Source organism: Chryseobacterium oranimense (assembly GCF_900129755.1).
GTDB lineage: Bacteria > Bacteroidota > Bacteroidia > Flavobacteriales > Weeksellaceae > Chryseobacterium > Chryseobacterium oranimense.
In genome coordinates, this window is sequence record NZ_FQWT01000002.1 from 352,299 (window position 1) to 370,867 (window position 18,569).

The 18,569-nt window shown below is 38.2% G+C and carries 15 protein-coding genes; 13 read left to right on the top strand and 2 right to left on the bottom strand.

Features of this window, described 5'->3' with window-relative positions; translation table 11 throughout:
- The first annotated feature begins 131 nt into the window (after positions 1-131).
- From dnaB to BUB03_RS08190, 11 genes are all read left to right on the top strand, one after another.
- The gene (dnaB, locus tag BUB03_RS08140) at positions 132-1,721 is read left to right on the top strand and encodes a replicative DNA helicase (RefSeq protein ID WP_073061849.1); all 1,590 of its coding nucleotides are present in this window, start codon (positions 132-134) and stop codon (positions 1,719-1,721) included.
- 89 nt (positions 1,722-1,810) lie between these two features.
- The gene (rnhA, locus tag BUB03_RS08145; protein WP_073061852.1) at positions 1,811-2,287 is read left to right on the top strand and encodes a ribonuclease HI; all 477 of its coding nucleotides are present in this window, start codon (positions 1,811-1,813) and stop codon (positions 2,285-2,287) included.
- A 158-nt stretch (positions 2,288-2,445) separates the two neighbouring features.
- Positions 2,446-4,698, top strand: coding sequence for a T9SS type B sorting domain-containing protein (locus tag BUB03_RS08150; RefSeq protein WP_073061855.1), 2,253 nt, complete (start codon positions 2,446-2,448; stop codon positions 4,696-4,698).
- A gap of 251 nt (positions 4,699-4,949) precedes the next feature.
- On the top strand, positions 4,950-7,211 hold the full coding sequence (locus BUB03_RS08155; RefSeq protein WP_052352552.1) for a T9SS type B sorting domain-containing protein: 2,262 nt from the start codon (positions 4,950-4,952) through the stop codon (positions 7,209-7,211).
- Between the two features lie 126 nt (positions 7,212-7,337).
- Complete coding sequence (locus BUB03_RS08160) at positions 7,338-7,964, top strand: NAD(P)H-dependent oxidoreductase (RefSeq protein WP_040993409.1); 627 nt, start codon at positions 7,338-7,340, stop codon at positions 7,962-7,964.
- A 30-nt stretch (positions 7,965-7,994) separates the two neighbouring features.
- Positions 7,995-9,566, top strand: coding sequence for an L-aspartate oxidase (nadB, locus tag BUB03_RS08165; protein ID WP_073061858.1), 1,572 nt, complete (start codon positions 7,995-7,997; stop codon positions 9,564-9,566).
- A gap of 12 nt (positions 9,567-9,578) precedes the next feature.
- Positions 9,579-10,439, top strand: coding sequence for a carboxylating nicotinate-nucleotide diphosphorylase (nadC, locus tag BUB03_RS08170; protein WP_073061860.1), 861 nt, complete (start codon positions 9,579-9,581; stop codon positions 10,437-10,439).
- Positions 10,440-10,648: 209 nt separating this feature from the next.
- The gene (locus BUB03_RS08175; protein ID WP_073061863.1) at positions 10,649-13,189 is read left to right on the top strand and encodes a TonB-dependent receptor; all 2,541 of its coding nucleotides are present in this window, start codon (positions 10,649-10,651) and stop codon (positions 13,187-13,189) included.
- A gap of 84 nt (positions 13,190-13,273) precedes the next feature.
- The gene (locus tag BUB03_RS08180; RefSeq protein WP_040993398.1) at positions 13,274-13,705 is read left to right on the top strand and encodes a hypothetical protein; all 432 of its coding nucleotides are present in this window, start codon (positions 13,274-13,276) and stop codon (positions 13,703-13,705) included.
- A gap of 66 nt (positions 13,706-13,771) precedes the next feature.
- Positions 13,772-14,764, top strand: a complete 993-nt coding sequence (locus BUB03_RS08185) for an aspartate-semialdehyde dehydrogenase (RefSeq protein ID WP_073061866.1) — start codon at positions 13,772-13,774, stop codon at positions 14,762-14,764.
- A 53-nt stretch (positions 14,765-14,817) separates the two neighbouring features.
- Entirely contained in the window at positions 14,818-15,819 is a 1,002-nt protein-coding gene (locus tag BUB03_RS08190; RefSeq protein WP_073061869.1) for a cation diffusion facilitator family transporter, read from the top strand.
- Positions 15,820-15,903: 84 nt separating this feature from the next.
- Here the strand turns inward: BUB03_RS08190 and BUB03_RS08195 are convergent, their stop codons facing one another.
- Both BUB03_RS08195 and xrtF read right to left on the bottom strand, forming a co-directional pair.
- Positions 15,904-16,341: an exosortase F system-associated membrane protein gene (locus BUB03_RS08195; protein ID WP_073061871.1), complete on the bottom strand. Its 438-nt coding sequence runs from the start codon at positions 16,339-16,341 to the stop codon at positions 15,904-15,906.
- Entirely contained in the window at positions 16,328-16,858 is a 531-nt protein-coding gene (gene xrtF / locus BUB03_RS08200) for an exosortase family protein XrtF (protein ID WP_073061874.1), read from the bottom strand. Before xrtF ends, BUB03_RS08195 begins: the two co-directional genes overlap by 14 nt.
- Before the next feature lie 243 nt (positions 16,859-17,101).
- Between xrtF and BUB03_RS08205 the strand changes: the two genes are divergently transcribed.
- Positions 17,102-18,121, top strand: a complete 1,020-nt coding sequence (locus BUB03_RS08205) for an aminoglycoside phosphotransferase family protein (RefSeq protein ID WP_073061876.1) — start codon at positions 17,102-17,104, stop codon at positions 18,119-18,121.
- 31 nt (positions 18,122-18,152) lie between these two features.
- On the top strand, positions 18,153-18,557 hold the full coding sequence (locus BUB03_RS08210; RefSeq protein ID WP_073061879.1) for a GxxExxY protein: 405 nt from the start codon (positions 18,153-18,155) through the stop codon (positions 18,555-18,557).
- Positions 18,558-18,569 lie beyond the last annotated feature (12 nt).

Here is an 18,569-nt window from a genome sequence, read left to right on the forward strand (position 1 = left end):
TCTATTTTTGAATCCCACTTTTTACTAACATTCACCTTACGTTCTGCCCATTATAAATTAAGACACGATTGCTGATAACTTGTTAGTTACTATTTTTTAATTATTTTTTCTAAATAAACTATCTTTGCATTATGGCGCAGAAAGAAACATTATCATCCCTTACACACGGAAACTTTGCAAGAGAATTGTCTATTGCGGATGGAAAAATGCCTCCCAATGCTGTAGATTTTGAAAGACTGGTAATCGGAACTTTTTTAATAGACAAAAAAGGGCTTGACCACTCTATTGACCTTCTTACTCCTGAGGTATTTTATGACCCGAGACATCAGGTTATTTTTTCTACCATCTTAAAGCTTTATGAAGGCAACCATCCTGTGGATCTGATGACGATTATACAGGAATTAAAAAAAGAAGATAAACTCAACCAGGCAGGTGGTGACCATTACATCATCGACCTTACCATGGGAGTAAGCTCTTCTGCCCATATTGAATACCATGTACGTGTAATTCTTGAAAAATATATTTTAAGAAGCCTTATTAACGTTTCTGCCAATGTGATCGATTCATCTTATAAAGAATCTACTGATGTATTTGAGCTTTTGGATAAGGCTGAACAATCCTTCTTTGAAATCACCAACGGTACCATCAAAAAAGGATTCGATACTGCCAATTCATTGGTAAAACAGGCCATCGACACCATTAAATCCCTTAAAGACAAAGAAGGACTTTCCGGAGTTCCTTCAGGATTCAGAGATATTGATAAAGAAACAGGAGGCTGGCAAAACTCCGACCTTATTATTATTGCAGCCCGTCCGGCGATGGGTAAAACAGCATTCCTTCTGTCAATGGCCAGAAATATAGCCGTAGGCCACAAAATCCCGATGGTACTTTTCTCCCTGGAGATGGCATCCGTACAGCTAATCACCAGAATGATTGCTTCTGAAACGAAGATCTCTTCCGAAAAGCTGCGAAAGGGAACGCTGGATGATGAAGAATGGCAAAGACTGTTCTCCAATGTCTCCGAACTTGAGAATGCCCCGCTTTTTATTGACGAAACCCCTTCCCTTTCTATATTCGACTTCCGTGCAAAATGCCGAAGACTGGTAATGCAGCATGGGGTAAAGCTGATCATGGTGGATTACCTTCAGCTGATGACTGCAGGAGGCGGAGGAAAAGGAGTCGGAAACCGTGAACAGGAAATTTCCATGATCTCCCGTTCGTTAAAGGCTATTGCTAAAGAACTTAATGTTCCTGTTATTGCACTTTCCCAGCTGTCGAGAAGTGTGGAAGCCCGTCCCGGTAAAAGACCTCAGCTTTCTGACCTGAGGGAATCCGGAGCTATTGAGCAGGATGCAGATATTGTATCATTTATTTTCAGACCTGAATATTATAAAATTGCAGTTTGGGATAACGATGAAGAAGGCCAGGAAACCTCAACGGAAAACCAGGCTGAATTAATTATTGCCAAGCACAGAAATGGTGCAACAGCGGATGTGAGACTATCATTCCTCAAACATTTTGCCAAATTCGGTGATATTGAAGCTGCTTTCGATGGAGGAATGGGAGGTTATCCATCTAACTTCGGATCTGGTGAACCTAGTGGTTTTGACAAGATTAAAACAACCATCCAGCCCGGTGCTGCATTTGATCTGCCGGACAGCTCAAAACTTTCCGGATCATCAATGAACGATTTTGATGACGATGATGATTTCCCTTTCTAGTTGTCAGTCCCTATTAAATTAATATAACAGCTTAGTATTCTTCACTTGGTTGAAAACAGAATACTAATTTTATAATATATCTTAAACTTTTGAGAATAGAAATCTACACCGACGGTGCATGCAGCGGAAATCCCGGAAAAGGAGGCTATGGCATCCTCATGCGCGTACCTGAAAAAAACTATCAGAAGACATTCTCGAAAGGATTCAGAAAAACAACCAATAACAGGATGGAGCTACTCGCTGTCATTACTGCTATGGAAAAACTAAAATCTTCGGAGAACGACATTCACATTTATACAGACAGTAAATATGTGGCGGATGCCGTGAACCAAAACTGGATTGCCGGATGGATCAAAAGAGGCTGGAAAAATGTAAAAAATCCTGATCTCTGGAAAAGATTCGTTGAGATGTATAATAAACACAAGCCCCAGATGCATTGGGTAAAAGGGCATGCAGGCCACTTTGAAAATGAGCTTTGCGATAAACTGGCCGTAGCTGCTGCAAGTTCACCTGATCTTGAAATTGATACTTATTTTGAAGGACTGGAAAGCAACTCTCTTTTTTAATAAATATAAATTTAATCCAATATTGTTCATTATTTTACCAGCCTTCTTATCATTTATTAACAAATCATTATCATTTTCAGTAAAATTAACATTAAACAAACATTAATTACCCGGGATTTAATATCTTTACAGCGTCTAATTAAAGTAATCCCACTTCAATGAACAAATCTTTACTGTCGTATATTTCCCTCTTTCTGCTTTTCTTGTCAGGAGGGATGTTTTCCCAAACCTATCAGTTAACCGGAAATCCTGTAAATACCACCGGATGGACAATGGTTGCACCCACCCAGGTAATGGGTGATTTTGTCCAGCTCACTCCGGATACCAATAACCAGTCAGGATCAATCCGGCTTAATGACCAGATCAACTTAAAATATTGTGATAAATGGAGAGTAGAATTCGATTTCAGGATGGATTCGAACCAAACGTCCAATGGAGATGGAATCGCCTTCTGGTATTTAGCCAATCCACCTGTTGCCAGTGTATTAGGCTCCGGTCTTGGTGTTTCTCAAAATGCAGTAGGCTTTATTGTAGGGTTTGACACCTATAACAATACAACAACAGCTACAATGAGTAAGATCCATGTTGCTTACGGACAAGTAGCCAATACAACAGACAGCAATAATGTAGAATTCTTTAACGTTCCCGGAAGTTCTTTTCACTCACCGGACCTGAATACCACACAGCCTTTTCAAGGAACAACATATAAACACGTTGAAGTAACAGCACAGGTAGATCCTGCGATACCTACCAACTGGATTGTTAAAATAACTCTAGACGGAAACACTATTTGTAACCAATCGTTCGCTCCTTCTGGTACAGCCGCCGCAATGACCATTGGATATTTTGGATTTTCCGCTTCTACAGGAGGTGCAAGATCAAGACATTCTATTAAAAATGTAAAAATTTATACAGACAAAGTTCCTATTCTGCAAAATACAGCAACACAATCTTTCTGTCCCAATCCTGCTACAGGATTCGGCTCTGTAAATTTAACGACCTTCAATTCTCAGTTTGTAAATACTCCTTCAAACTATACATTCACTTACCTTCAGGGCTCGACACCTATCACTAATCCAACAAATTTTCAATTTAATACAAATACTACCGTTACAGTAATTGTCAAAGACAATGCGGGAATATTATGTGATAATCCGGATGGAAAAATACTATTGGTCCTTGCTCCGCTTACCCTCACCGATAAAACTTTAACGACATGTAACAATAATAAAGCAGGGACAGGAGTTTTCAATCTTAATAACGCTGCTGTAACGGACGTAGCAGGGGCAACCAGAAAATATTACAAAACACTGAATGACCTGAATGCAGGCACCAACGAAATTGCAAATCCCGGCACATACACTTCAGTACCTGGAGACGTCTATGTAAAAGTTACCACACCACAAGGATGTACAGGAACTGCAAAAATTACATTAACATTTTTTCCTGAAACTCCGGTAAAAGAAGCTACTTTACAATCATGCTTCCTGCAGAATAACATCACTAGTGCCGTATTTGATCTTACCACTGCCAATGTAACCACATTAACAAGCGGTTTTACAAAGAAATATTATACAAGTGTAGCAGATGCTTTAAGTGGAGCCAATGAAATTGTCAATCCTTTCCAATATATGTCTGTAAGCACTGCAGTGTATGTAAAGGTAACAGATTCTAACGGATGTTTTGGTATAGCAAAAGTGAATCTTTTAGTACTGCCACCAGTAACATCTTCTGTTTTAAAGGATAAAATAATCTGCATCGACGGAAGAACCGATCTGGATGCAGGTCCGGGCTTTGACAGCTATGAATGGAGCACAGGGGCAACTACCTCTTCTATTCAAGGCGTAGGAGTAGGACTTTATTGGGTAAAACTGAAAACAGGAAACTGTATTGCACTACAGCTCGTAAAAGTTATTGCCTCTGCAAATCCTGTTATTACAAGCATAGATATAAACAACACAACAGTAACCGTCAACGTTTCAGGGGGCACTCCGCCTTATAAATATTCCTTAAACGGAACCGACTGGCAGGATTCAAATACATTTACAGGTCTCCACAGAGGAGAAGCCAGGGTTTTCGTTAAGGATTTTTACAACTGTTCACCTGTTGAAGTACAGATTACTGTTCCCAATCTCATTAATGCCATCACACCAAACGGCGATAACGTGAATGACTTTATTGATTATTCTGCATTGGCATACAAGAAGAACCTTGTTTTCATAGTATATGACAGATATGGCAATAAACTGTATGAAGCCAATAAATTGAGAAACTATACATGGGACGGAACTGCATCCGGCAAAAAAATCCTTACAGGAACTTACTGGTACTCTATTTCATGGAATGAAAATGATAAAAACAACACTCCTACGAAATATTCAGGCTGGGTATTGGTAAAAAACAGAGAATAATGACCTTATCATACAAAAATCACTTCTTCATCGGAGTGATTTTTTTAATAGGATTGCGCTCCCGGAATAAAGGCTTATCATATCTTAACTTAATAAATTAAATACACTTTATTTTTAACCATTTCTTACAAATTCAATAAATTACTTATAAAATTGACAATTTTTGTTAATCATTTGACAATTATACATTATACATGAGAGAATAAAATGAATATATTTACAGGAATAACCTCAAAAACTAATCGCTTCATATGAAAAGAAAACTACTCCTTTACTATTTAACAATTTTTCTATGCTTTTCAGGACGGCTTTTTTCACAAACTTATCAGCTTGCAGGAAACCCGGTGAACACTACGGGCTGGGACCTTGTTTCCAATGCAGCTGTAGATACCGATTTTATAAGGCTTACCACAGATAATGGAAACCTGTATGGTGCTATAAAACTGGCTACTCCTATCACATTAAGCTATTGTGATAAATGGAAAGTAGAATTCGATTTTAGAATTGATGGAAACGGAACTGCACAGTTCGGAAGAGGAGACGGATTCACATTCTGGTACCTTGCCAATCCTCCAACAGGATTTGTATCCGGTGGCGGACTTGGAATTCCCGGAAACGCATCCGGACTTATGGTAGGGTTTGATATTTTCAACAATACCACAGAAGGACAAATGAGTAAAATACATTTACTCTACGGAACCAACAATACAGCCGGAAACAATATTGAATACAACACCACTCCGGGCAGTACATTTCATTCTCCCGACCTTATCTCCACTCAGCCGTTTGTAGGGCCTACATTCAAACATGTAGAGGTAAACGGAGAAACAGACCTTACCAATCCTACCAACTGGATTATAAAAATCAAACTTGACGGTGTCCTCATTGTTGACCAGTCTTTCGCCCCTTCCGGCGGAGCAATAGGAATGAGCCAGGGATATTTTGGATTCTCTGCAGCTACAGGAGGTGCCAGCGCAAGACATTCTATCAAAAATGTAAAAGTTTATGTAGATAAAGTTCCCATTCTGAATGCTACGGTAACTCCGTTTGTATGTACCAACCCGGCAACCGGGACAGGAACTGTAGATTTAACTTCCTTTAATTCACAGTTTGTTAATAACCCTGCTAATTACCTATTTACTTATTATATTTTAGGAAGCTCCACCCCTATTGCCAATCCGGCAAACTTTGCCTATTCCGGGAATACCACGATCAAAGTTGTCATCAAAGACCCAACCTCCACACTCTGCGACAACGGAGACGGAGTCATACAACTGAATCCAACCCCGTTTGCAGCAACCGATGCCTCGCTTACAGGCTGCAATAACAATAATGCGGGTACTGCAACATTTGACCTTACCACGGCAGCATTAACAACAGTACCAGGCTGTACGATGGAATTTTACAATACAATGGCCGAACTGAATGCAGGGATCAACCAAATTCCCAACCCTACAGCCTATGCTTCAGGAGCTGCCATATTATTCGCAAAAGTGACCACACCTCAGGGATGTGTAAGCGTAGCAAAAGTTACCTTAAACCTCAACCCTATTGTACCGGTAACCGATGCAAATTTAAGATCATGCTTCCTTGAAACCAACCCGTCTCTGGGAACATTTAATTTAAGCAATGCTACAGTAACGACTTTAACAGGAGCTACTAAAAAATATTATCCTTCATTATCAGATGCGGTAAACGGAACCAATGAAATTTTAAGCTTCCTGACCTATACTGCCCCATCAGGCGTAGTGTATGTAAAAGTATTTAATGCACAGGGTTGTTATTCAATTGCAAAAGTGACATTGACAGTACTTTCGCCGGTTTATTCAAGCGTACTTAAAGATAAGATCATCTGTATTGAAGATAAAACCACTCTGGATGCAGGACCAGGTTTCAACGGTTATGAATGGAGCACAGGAGCTACTACCCAATCCATAACCAATGTAGGTGTAGGAACCTATTGGGTGAAACTGAAAACCGGAGACTGTATTACCTTACAAAATGTAAAAGTTTATGCTTCCGAGCAGCCTGTAGTGACCAACATTGATATTTCCGGAAATACAGTGACTGTTTTTGTGAACGGAGGAACGCCGCCTTACCAATATTCAATGGATAACATCCAATGGCAGGATTCCAATATATTTAACAATGTGCCGAGAGGTGAAACTAAAATATATGTAAAGGATAGCTATGATTGTGAGCCTATTCAGATCAACATCACAGTTCCTAATCTTATTAATGTGATTACTCCAAATGGTGACGGGATAAATGATGCTATCGATTATTCGGCACTTTCCAACAAAAAGAATCTGGAAATCGGAATTTTCGACCGGTATGGCTATAAGCTTTTCCAGGCTGATAAATCCAACAGATATGTTTGGGACGGTACTACCAACGGAAGCAAAAAAGTTCCTACAGGGAATTACTGGTACTCTATTACTTGGAATGAAAACAACAGCAAGAATACTCCTATTAAATTCTCAGGCTGGATCATGGTAAAGAACAGAGAATAAATTAAAATTGATTATTTTTTTAATACCCCGGATCACTTCAGATTTGAAGTGATCTTTTTGTTTTCTTATAACGAGATATTTCATTATAAATCCACTTTATTCATATTCAATTCTTAAATTTGTTCTATGAATTATTTGGAAGCTTTAAGCAGAAGATATTCTGTGAAAAAATTTAATCATGAGATTATTCCTCAGGACACCCTTCACAATATTCTTGAGTCGGGGAAGCTTTCTGCCAGCTCACTTGGGCTCCAGCCCTATAAAATACTGGTAGTGGAGAGCGAGGCAATGAAGCAGAAATTAATCCCGGCTTTCTATAATCCATCGCAGATTTCCACCTGCTCACACCTTATTGTTATCATTTCGAAAAAAACAATTGAGGAAAATTATATTCATGGTTATTTTAACCACATTTCTGAAGTAAGGGAAACTCCTGTGGAAAAGCTGGATCTGTTCAGAAAAAGCATTAACCAGCATATCACCCAAAAAACACAGGAGGAGATTTTCAACTGGGCCGAAAAGCAATCCTATATAGTACTGGCCAACCTGATGTACGCCGCCGCTATTGAAAACATAGATTCATGTCCTATGGAAGGCTTCCGCCAGGATCTGATGGAGGAGATTCTCAACATCAATCCGGATACAGAAAAAGTAACTGTAACCCTGGCTTTAGGCTACCGTTCCGAGGAAGACCATTTCCAGCACATGAAAAAAGTAAGAAAACCAAACGAAAAATTGTTTAAATTTATTTAATATTTAAATGATCGTACCTAAAGCAAGCATATGATAAAAGCGGATGTATTAGTAATTGGTTCCGGCATCTCGGGACTTTCCTATGCCATTAAAGTTTCTGAACAGCTCCCTGATGCCAAAATCATCATCGTAACAAAATCTGATGAAGATGAAAGCAATACCAAATATGCACAGGGCGGGCTGGCCGTAGTCACCGATTTTAAAAATGATAATTTCGAAAAACATATTGAAGACACCATGCGCGCCGGAGACGGGGAAAATAAACGTGATGTGGTAGAAATGGTGGTAAGGGAAGCTCCTACAAGATTTAATGAAATTGTAGAATGGGGCGCCAATTTCGATATGAAAAACGGAGAATTTGCTTTGGGAAGAGAAGGTGGACATACTGAAAATCGGATTGTTCACCATAAAGATATTACCGGGTTTGAGATTGAAAGAGCCCTTCTGGCAACAGCCAACAGCAGTCCTAATATTGAGATCCTTGACCACCATTACGTTATCGATATCATCACCCAGCATCATGTTCCGGGAAAAGAAATAAGTGAAGGAGAAATTAACTGCTATGGAGCCTATATTTTAGATGAAAAATCAAAAATCATCAAAAAAATCACTTCCAAAATCACTTTGGTAGCCACAGGCGGCGCTGGACATGTTTACAAAAACACTACAAATCCCACCATTGCTACCGGGGACGGAATTGCTTTCGTAGCCCGCGCAAAGGGTAAAGTTTCCAATATGCAGTACTACCAGTTCCACCCGACAGCTTTATACAGCAAACTGGATGGAATGTTGTTTTTAATTTCGGAAGCCGTTCGTGGAGACGGAGCCAAATTAAGAACCAAAAGAGGTGAAAAATTCATGAACAAATATGATGAGCGCGAAGAATTAGCCTCAAGAGATATTGTTGCAAGAGCCATCGACGCCGAAATGAAAATTACCGGGGACGAATTTGTCGGTTTAGACTGTAAGCAAATGAATCATGAAAGATTCCTAGAACATTTCCCCAATATTTATAAAAAATGTAAAGATGAAGGAATTGATCCCTTCACACAATTGATTCCTGTGGTTCCAGCCTGTCATTATCTGATGGGCGGCATTGAAGTGGACAAAGACGGACAGTCTTCCATAAGGAATCTTTTTGCAGTGGGAGAATGCACCAATTCAGGATTACATGGCGCCAACAGACTTGCTTCAAACTCTTTACTCGAAGGTTTGGTTTTCGGGCATAATGCAGCTATAAAAACAGTTGACCTTCTGAATGAAAACAACTTTAATTTCGATGATTTAAAGGCTGTTCCGGAGTGGAATGAAGAAGGAATGAAGATTATGGATGAAATGGTAATCGTAAGTTACCTCAGAAAGCAGCTTCAGGAAATGATGAGCGATTTAGTAGGTATTGTACGCAGCAACAAACGTCTGAATATGGCATTGCAGAAACATCAGGAAATCGCAGCTGCCGTGGATGAGATCTACCACTATTCCATTCTTTCGCCACAATTATCCGAACTAAGAAACCTTACGACAGTTGCCCACCTCATCATTACCCAATCTATGGAAATGACAGAAAATAAGGGTGCATTTTATAATAAAGATTTAGCTTAAAAGCAAAATATAATGAAAAGACCAAGCTACGCTACAGATAAAGTATTAAAAACATTCATCAAAAATGCCCTGGAAGAAGACATTCAGGATGGTGACCACTCTACCCTTTCCACAATTCCAAAGGATTTGAAGCAGAGCGCCAAGCTTCTGGTAAAGCAGGACTGTATTTTAGCAGGTGTTGAGCTGGCGGAGATTATTTTTAAAACTTTTGATAAGGATTTAAAAGTCGAAATTTTCATTAAAGACGGACAGGCTGCCAAAATAGGTGATATTGCATTCATTGTAACAGGAAGCGCAAGATCAATTTTATCAACGGAAAGACTTGTCCTGAACTGTATGCAGAGAATGAGCGGAATTGCAACCCTTACTCATGACTGGGATTCCAGACTGGTGGGAACCAAAACAAAGCTTTTAGACACCAGAAAAACAACTCCTAATTTCAGGGTATGTGAAAAATGGGCCGTTGCCATAGGCGGTGGAACCAACCACAGATATGGTCTGTATGATATGATTATGCTGAAAGACAATCACATTGATTATAACGGAAGCATTACCAACGCTGTTAAAATGGCAAAAGACTATATCAAGACCAACAAGAAAAAATTAAAAATCGAAGTTGAGACCAGAAGCCTGGAGGAAGTTAAGGAAGCCATTAAAGCCAAAGTAGACAGGATCATGCTTGACAATATGAATGTTGCCATGATGAAGCAGGCTGTAGAAATGATCAATGGGTCATGCGAGTCTGAAGCTTCAGGTGGAATCACCCGGGATATGTTAAAAGAAATTGCATCAGCAGGGGTTACTTATATCTCTGCCGGAGCCCTTACCCACTCTGCTGAAAATATCGATTTGAGTCTCAAAGCCGTGAAATAGCGTTATATTTTTAATAAAAACAGCACCTATTTGTTAAAAACTCAATAATATGATTTTTTTCATGTAAAAATTCAATTATTATTCATTGCATTGAAAACCAATAAGTTGAATCTTATTAAGATTGAGTAAAAATTAACATACAGTTAATATTAGTTAAATTTTATTTCGCGAATTTTGCAGAAAATTAAATCTAACTATTACTAACGATTATGAAATTAATCAACAAATCGATGCTATCCGTAGTGATTACACTATCTACAGCCAGCGTCTATTATGCTCAACAGGTTCAGGATACAGTGAAAACTAAATCCAATGACATTGAACAAGTTGTATTAACTGGTGTTGCCGATATCGCCAAAGATAGAAAAACACCGGTAGCAGTTTCAACAATTAAAGAAGCACAGATTGTTGAAAAATTAGGAAATCAGGAATTCCCTGAGATCTTAAATACGACTCCGTCTGTTTACGCTACAAAAGCCGGTGGAGGATTTGGAGACTCTAAATTAAATATTAGAGGTTTCAGCCAAAATAACATTGCTGTAATGGTAAATGGTATGCCTGTAAATGATATGGAGAATGGTGCTGTATACTGGTCTAACTGGGCAGGACTTTCTGATGTAACTTCAGCAATGCAGGTACAAAGAGGTCTTGGTTCTTCAAAGTTAGCAATTGCATCTATCGGAGGTACAGTAAATGTTTTAACAAGAGCTGCTGATAAAAAACAAGGAGGAATTGTTTCTTTAGGATTAGGTAACGACGACTATGTAAAAACTTTATTCGCCTATAATACAGGAAAATCTGCCAAAGGATGGTCTTCTTCATTCTTAATGAGTAGAACAGCTGGTTCTATGTATGCAGATGGAACTAAATTTGAAGGATATAACTATTATTTTGCTTTAGGATACAACAAACCTGGAGGTAACCATGACTTCCAGTTTACGATCACCGGAGCTCCTCAATGGCACAACCAAAGATCTTTCGCATCAACAATTGACAATTATATTAACTTCAACCAGGATCATGACGGAACACCAGATAGAAGATACAACTCTGACTGGGGATATCTGAATGGTAGAGAGTATTCTGCAAGAGTAAACTATTACCATAAGCCAGTAATGTCTTTAAACTGGGACTGGACGATAAGCGAGAAATCAAAACTAAATACAGTTGTTTACGCTTCTTTTGGTAGAGGTGGTGGTACCAATACTACAGGTAGTGCAAACGGTAAAAGTTTAAATACTTTCAGAGATCCTGTTACTGGTCTTTACAATTTTGATGCAATTTATGCAGCAAATCAAGCTTCAGATCCTTCAAAAGGAGTTCTGATTAGAAATGCTTCTATCAATTCTCATAACTGGTTTGGAGTAATTTCGTCTTTCAACCATACTTTTAATGAAAATTTAAAGCTAAGCGCAGGTATTGATGGAAGATATTATAAAGGATACCATTATCAGGTAGTTAGTGATCTATTAGGTGGATCCGGATATCTTGATAAAAATAACAAGAATATCGGTAACAATATCGTAACTGCAACTGAAGGTACAGATCCTAAATGGAATCCTTTCGGAGGAAAGCTAATGGATATCAATAACAGAATTGGATACAGCAATGATTCTAACGTGCTTTGGTATGGTGCTTTCGGACAATTAGAGTATAATAAAAATAATTTCTCGGCATTTGTACAGGGATCGGTTTCCAACCAAGGTTTCCAAAGAATAGATAACTTTATCATTGATAATGTTACTAAATCCAAGAATGGTACTATTATGCCTACAACAACCGATTATAAAAATTTAGTTGGTTATAATATTAAGGGAGGAGCCAATTATAATATCGACGAACACCATAATGTATTTGGAAATGTTGGATATTATGAAAAACAACCTTTCTTTAACTCAATCTATAGAAGTAACGAGAACGTAGTTTCTCCTGATGCTACTAACGAAAAAATCTTTGGAGTAGAATTAGGATACGGATTTAGATCTGCTAAATTCAATGCTAATGTAAACATCTACAGAACTACTTGGGATGACAGATATCAAAGAAAAACAGGATTATCTTATACAGCCCCTGTAACCAATGTAAGAACTACTTATTATGCAGAGATTAACGGTCTTAGTGAGGTTCACCAAGGTATTGAATTTGATGCTAATTTAACTCTTAACAAATTCTTATCTGCTTATGGAATGTTCTCAGTAGGAGATTGGCATTATAACGGAACTGCAAACGCTTCATTATTCAACGATGCAGATAACTCACCGTTCAATCTACCTGGAACTTCATCTAATGAAACTACTTTAAATTTAGATAAAGTAAAAGTAGGTGAATCTGCTCAGATGACTGCTGCATTAGGTATTACAGTTACTCCTGTTAAAGATTTGAAAATTGATGCTAACTGGAGATATGCAAACAAGCTATATTCTTCATTAGATGTATATTCTTACAGCAGTTCTTCTGCTAAAGGAGCACTACAGCTTCCTGACTATCATTTATTTGATGTAGGTATTTCTTACAAAATCAGACTAAACAATCCTTCTCAATTCTTTACAATCAGAGGGAACGTTTACAACTTGTTTGATACTACTTATATTGCAGAATCTCTTACAGCTATTCATGCTGATGATACCCCTACTGGTTCAACTCAGACTTACGAACAAGCAGGAAGACTATATAATGGTGTTGCTAAGGCTAACCAGGTATTCTTCGGATTCGGTAGAACATGGGCTGCAACATTATCATTCAACTTCTAATAAGATCACAATATTAGATTTTATAAATATCTATCCCGGCTTTTCGCCGGGATTTTTGCTATATTTGTGTACAAAAAATTGAATATGGATTTTTACAAGATTTTGCTTAATGCACACAAAGGATTCGGGTATCTTGAACTTCTTTTGGTCTCATTATTTATTATTGCCCTTTTAGCTACAATGTTCGGCTTCAGTGGTAAAGTGAACAAATTTTTAAAGAAGACAACACTCTTTACGATGATTTTCTTCCACGTTCAGTTTTTAATAGGAATCATCATGCTCGTGATCAATTTCACAAAAGGATTGGATATGGGATCAGTAATGAAAAATGCTGATTTGAGATTCCAATATGTGGAACATCCGTTTTCCATGTTGATCGCTGCAGTATTGATGACCATCATCAATAAAAAAGTGAAGTCCAATGACACAATTTCGTTAGGAATTGTAATTATGGGGCTTATTGCTGCAGGTTTATTTGCATTCGCGTTCCCTTGGACAAGAGTCTTTGGGGCTTAAAACATAAAATACAAAGTGGAGTTGATCACTTTGTAAAAGTTTAACCTTAAATTTTTAATTAAATCAATGAAAGTAGCTGTAGTAGGTTCAACAGGAATGGTTGGACAAGTTATGCTTAAAGTTTTGGAGGAGAGAAACTTCCCTGTAACAGAATTAATTCCGGTAGCATCCGAAAAATCTGTAGGCAAGAAGGTGAAGTATAAACAGGAAGAATTTACCATTGTAAGCATGAAAGACGCTATAGCTGCCAAACCGGATATTGCCATTTTTTCTGCCGGAGGAGGTACTTCTCTTGAATTTGCCCCTCTTTTTGCTGAAGTAGGTACCACGGTGATTGATAATTCTTCAGCATGGAGAATGGACCCTACTAAAAAACTGGTTGTTCCGGAGATCAATGCCAATATTTTAACAATAGAAGATAAGATCATTGCCAATCCGAACTGCTCTACCATTCAGTTGGTAATGGTGCTGGGCCCATTGAATAAAAAATATGACCTGAAAAGAGTGATCGTTTCCACGTATCAGTCTGTAACAGGAACAGGGAAAAATGCCGTTGATCAGCTTAACGCTGAAATAAGTGGAGACGACAGCGTTGCCAAAGTTTACCCTTACCAGATCTTCAAAAATGCTCTTCCTCACTGCGATGTATTCAGCGATGATGACTATACTAAAGAAGAGATCAAATTAATGAAAGAGCCTAAGAAAATTTTAGGAGATGACACATTCAATCTTACAGCAACTGCAGTAAGGGTTCCTGTTCAGGGTGGACACTCAGAAAGCGTAAACATTGAATTCGAAAATGAATTTGACCTTGATGAAGTAAGAAAAATTTTATCTGAAACACCAGGTGTTGTCGTAATGGACAATGTGAAGAACAATGAATATCCAATGCCACTCTACTCCGAAGGTAAAGACGAAGTTTTTGTCGGAAGGATCAGACGGGACCTTTCCCAGCCGAAAACGCTCAACCTCTGGATCGTGGCAGACAATCTGCGAAAAGGAGCAGCAACAAACGCTGTACAGATTGCAGAATACCTAGTAGCAAACAACTTAGTTTAAACTAACAAAATAAAAAAGAGTCTCAGAATTGAGATTCTTTTTTTTATCAAACTATGGAAAATAAAAAGAACATTACCAGCACCAATAAAATAGGATTTCAAAAGCTTATTGCCGTTTTTGGAGTTATTCTGTTCGTAGGAAAGATCATTGCGTGGAAGCTTACCAACTCCGATGCAGTGTTTTCTGATGCCATGGAAAGTGTTGTCAATGTCATCAGTGCTTTTATGGGACTGTATTCCCTTCATCTTGCTGCAAAACCTAAAGATGAAGACCACCCGTACGGCCACGGAAAAGTAGAATTTGTAACTTCCGGAATCGAAGGTGCCCTAATCGCTATAGCAGGGATTATGATCATCTATGAAGGTGTAAACAGCCTTATTATAGGAAAAACATTGGCTAAGCTTGATCTCGGAATATGGATCATTGCGGCAACTGCTGTTGCCAATTACCTTATGGGATATATTTCCATTAAAAAAGGTCAGGCAGAAAACTCATTGGTTCTGGTTTCATCCGGAAAGCACCTGCAGTCTGATACCATTACCACATTGGGGGTTGTCATCAGTTTAGTGGTGGTTTACTTTACAAAAATCTACTGGCTGGATTCCGTTGTCGCACTTATTTTTGGATTTTATATCATCTTTATAGGGTACAAAATTGTCAGAAAATCTTTAAGCGGCATTATGGATGAGCAGGACCCCGATCTGCTCAATCAGATTATCAGAGTACTCGAGGAAAACAGAAGAACAGAATGGATAGACGTCCATAATATGAAGATCCAGCAATTCGGTGCTAATCTCCATATTGATGCCCACATTACCTTGCCATGGTATTACAGCCTTCGGGAAGCCCATGACGAAATGGAAAAAATGATTATCCTTTTGGCTAAAAATACAAAGCGAAGTGTAGAATTCAACTTTCATATGGATGACTGCAAACCGATATCCTGCCCTGTCTGCCAGATCAAAGACTGCCCTGTCCGCGAAAAAGATTTTGTCAAAAGAGTGAAATGGACTCCGGAAAATGTAACCAGCGTAGATAAACACACAGTAGATTAAGTTTGAGAGTCAGAGAGTTTTAAGGTTTGAGAGTTTGTTTGTCAGTTCGAATCACGAAACCCGTATCCCGAAACTTTCTTACTGCTATGTACCTGCTTTTCCCAACTGTTTCCTGTAATAAAACATCGGAACAATCAAAAGCAAAGCCAGTGGCTGAATCACAAATCTTCTCATATAAAAAGAAAAAAGATAGCCAACCTCAAACCGGTCATAGATACAATACAGATAGATCGGAAAAGTAATCGCAAAAATTATGGTAATCAGCAAAGCCCCCTGCACCGTCCATTGACGGTTTCTAAAAAGACACTGAATAATAAGGCAGGAAAAACCAAGATTAAGGATAAACCTGAAAAGATGGCCTGCAATTAATTTTCCCCATACAAACTGCGGAAACGGAATATTTTTATTCGCTTCATGAAAGTATTCCAGGAAAGGATCATAGAACATTTTGTCTTCCAGCATCCGTACGCTTATAAGCCCGCAGATTCCTGCTATGACCAAAAACCAGTTAAGAATTTTCATTTTTTAAAGCAAAGAATTTAATCCATATCAGCCAAAGAACCACTACTGTTCCGTAGATCACTGCCGGAAAAATAAAGTCGTGGAACATTTTTCCATATTCCGCATGATCTACCATGACGATATTCAGGCCTATTATTCGCAGAAGATTCATAATATATAGCAGAATCAGTCCGGCAAGGGCAAAAATGTACGTTTTGGCGCCTTTATAAAATGCAAAAACAAATGCCAGGAATAAGATCATTACAGAAACAGCATTACAACCTTCCACCATCCTCGTTACGTAATTTTTCTTTACATAAAACCAGACCTGCTCGTTTTTCACATCATCATAAAGCAGTGTGGGAAAACCTGTAGTATTCTGTACAGACGCCACCTGGTTGGCAATCATTCGGGAAAAAGGATCCAGCCCTCCCTCTTTACTGACATTCAGGTAAAACTGGTACCCCAAAAGCAGCACCAGATAAATGACAATGAACCTCAGCAAAATGCTTAATACTGGTTTAAAATCCTTTAGCATGATACAAAGATAAAAATTAGACGGAAACCTGAGCTAAAAATGTTTTATTTAGATATCAGATTGCAGATACCAGATATCAGACATAAGATTTTAAATTTATAAAAACTATTTGCTGGCAATTTAAACTCTCAAGCCAACCACGAAACTCGAATCCCGAAACTCGAGACTCGAAACCCGGATCCCAAAACCCTAAAATCCTCAATTTATAAACTCCCATTAAATTAGTATATTTGTTTCCATATTATGACTTCCGAAAACGCAAAACGATTTTTTGAAAAATACCTGAATGAACCATCTTCTGAGTTTGTTACACTGGCTCAAAGCGGTTCTGCGAGAGTAAACTTTCTGGCCAGTTCCGGCTCCCAAAAGTACATTGTCACCAGCAATGAAAATATCCCGGAAAATGAAAGCTTCCTCTATTATTCTGACATATTCTCTGAACTTCACCTTAACACACCTGAAATTTTTGCTGTTTCAGAGGACAGGAAAATATATATCCAGGAATTTCTTGGAGCACAAACCCTATCTGAAATAATTGCAACAGAAGGACTTTCTTCCCAGGTAAAAGCACTGGTAAAACAGACTCTTGAAAAACTTTTTCAGCTTCAGACCAGAACCCAGGGGAAAATTGATTTTTCAAGAACTTTTGAATATGAAAGTTATGATGAGTTTCCTGTGACGCATGACCTGTATTATTTCAAAAATTTTGTCGCTGATGTTCTCGAGCTTGAATACCGTAAGTCCGACCTGTTGAAAGAGTTTAAACAAATTTCCAGGCTTATTGAAAGTCTTGAACCCAGGGGGATCATGATCCGCGATTTTCAGGCAAGGAATATTATGGTGGATGAAGATCATAGAGTTTCATTCATCGATTATCAGTCCGCCATGGAAGGCCCGCTAATGTACGATGTGATCTCTTTTCTTTTTCAGGCTAAAGCCAATTTTCCTGAAGATTTTAAAAATGAAATGCTTGATTACTACATCGGACAATTTGAAAATCAGGAAGTTCAACACCAACTAAGAAATTCGGTAAAACCAATCCAGATGATGAGATTTCTGCAGGTACTTGGAGCTTACGGCTTCAGAGGACTGATCCAAAGGAAGCAGCATTTTATGGCAAGCCTGGAAAAAGGAATTGAAAATATCACAATGTTTGCCCATTCATGGGAACAGATGAACAACTATCCGGAGCTGAAAAAAGTAATAGAACAACTGTCTTCGGAAGAATCGAAAATGAAAGTTAATACAATTTTAAACCATTAACATTCTTTAAGTTTTTAAGAATATTAAGCTGATGACAAAGAAAGAAGTTACACAGTTATCATATGAAATTACGGGCTTTGCTATTAAAGTTCATAAAGCTCTTGGTCCCGGTCTTCTAGAAAGTGTCTATGAAGAATGTTTAAAGATTGAGCTCATGAAAAATGGCTATGATGTAAAACAACAGCTGTATGTTCCAATCAATTATGAAGGAGTAGAAATTGAAACAAAATTGATCGTAGATTTACTTGTAAATGATTCTATCGTATTGGAATTAAAAGCAGTTGAAGAAATACTTCCTATCCATGAAGCGCAATTGTTAACTCATATGAAAGTTCTCAAAAAACCTCAGGGACTATTAATTAACTTTTTCACGAATAATATTACAAAGTCATTAAGGCCCTTTATCAATGAATATTTTAAAGATCTTCCTGACTGAATTTTGATTTAT

Bases quoted from the DNA above. Each gene is read 5' to 3' on its own strand.
- dnaB (WP_073061849.1), top strand. From the start codon at position 132: ATGGCGCAGAAAGAAACATTATCATCCCTTACACACGGAAACTTTGCA.
- BUB03_RS08150 (WP_073061855.1), top strand. From the start codon at position 2,446: ATGAACAAATCTTTACTGTCGTATATTTCCCTCTTTCTGCTTTTCTTG.
- BUB03_RS08155 (WP_052352552.1), top strand. From the start codon at position 4,950: ATGAAAAGAAAACTACTCCTTTACTATTTAACAATTTTTCTATGCTTT.
- BUB03_RS08160 (WP_040993409.1), top strand. From the start codon at position 7,338: ATGAATTATTTGGAAGCTTTAAGCAGAAGATATTCTGTGAAAAAATTT.
- nadB (WP_073061858.1), top strand. From the start codon at position 7,995: ATGATAAAAGCGGATGTATTAGTAATTGGTTCCGGCATCTCGGGACTT.
- nadC (WP_073061860.1), top strand. From the start codon at position 9,579: ATGAAAAGACCAAGCTACGCTACAGATAAAGTATTAAAAACATTCATC.
- BUB03_RS08175 (WP_073061863.1), top strand. From the start codon at position 10,649: ATGAAATTAATCAACAAATCGATGCTATCCGTAGTGATTACACTATCT.
- BUB03_RS08180 (WP_040993398.1), top strand. From the start codon at position 13,274: ATGGATTTTTACAAGATTTTGCTTAATGCACACAAAGGATTCGGGTAT.
- BUB03_RS08185 (WP_073061866.1), top strand. From the start codon at position 13,772: ATGAAAGTAGCTGTAGTAGGTTCAACAGGAATGGTTGGACAAGTTATG.
- BUB03_RS08190 (WP_073061869.1), top strand. From the start codon at position 14,818: ATGGAAAATAAAAAGAACATTACCAGCACCAATAAAATAGGATTTCAA.
- BUB03_RS08195 (WP_073061871.1), bottom strand. From the start codon at position 16,341: ATGAAAATTCTTAACTGGTTTTTGGTCATAGCAGGAATCTGCGGGCTT.
- xrtF (WP_073061874.1), bottom strand. From the start codon at position 16,858: ATGCTAAAGGATTTTAAACCAGTATTAAGCATTTTGCTGAGGTTCATT.
- BUB03_RS08205 (WP_073061876.1), top strand. From the start codon at position 17,102: ATGACTTCCGAAAACGCAAAACGATTTTTTGAAAAATACCTGAATGAA.
- BUB03_RS08210 (WP_073061879.1), top strand. From the start codon at position 18,153: ATGACAAAGAAAGAAGTTACACAGTTATCATATGAAATTACGGGCTTT.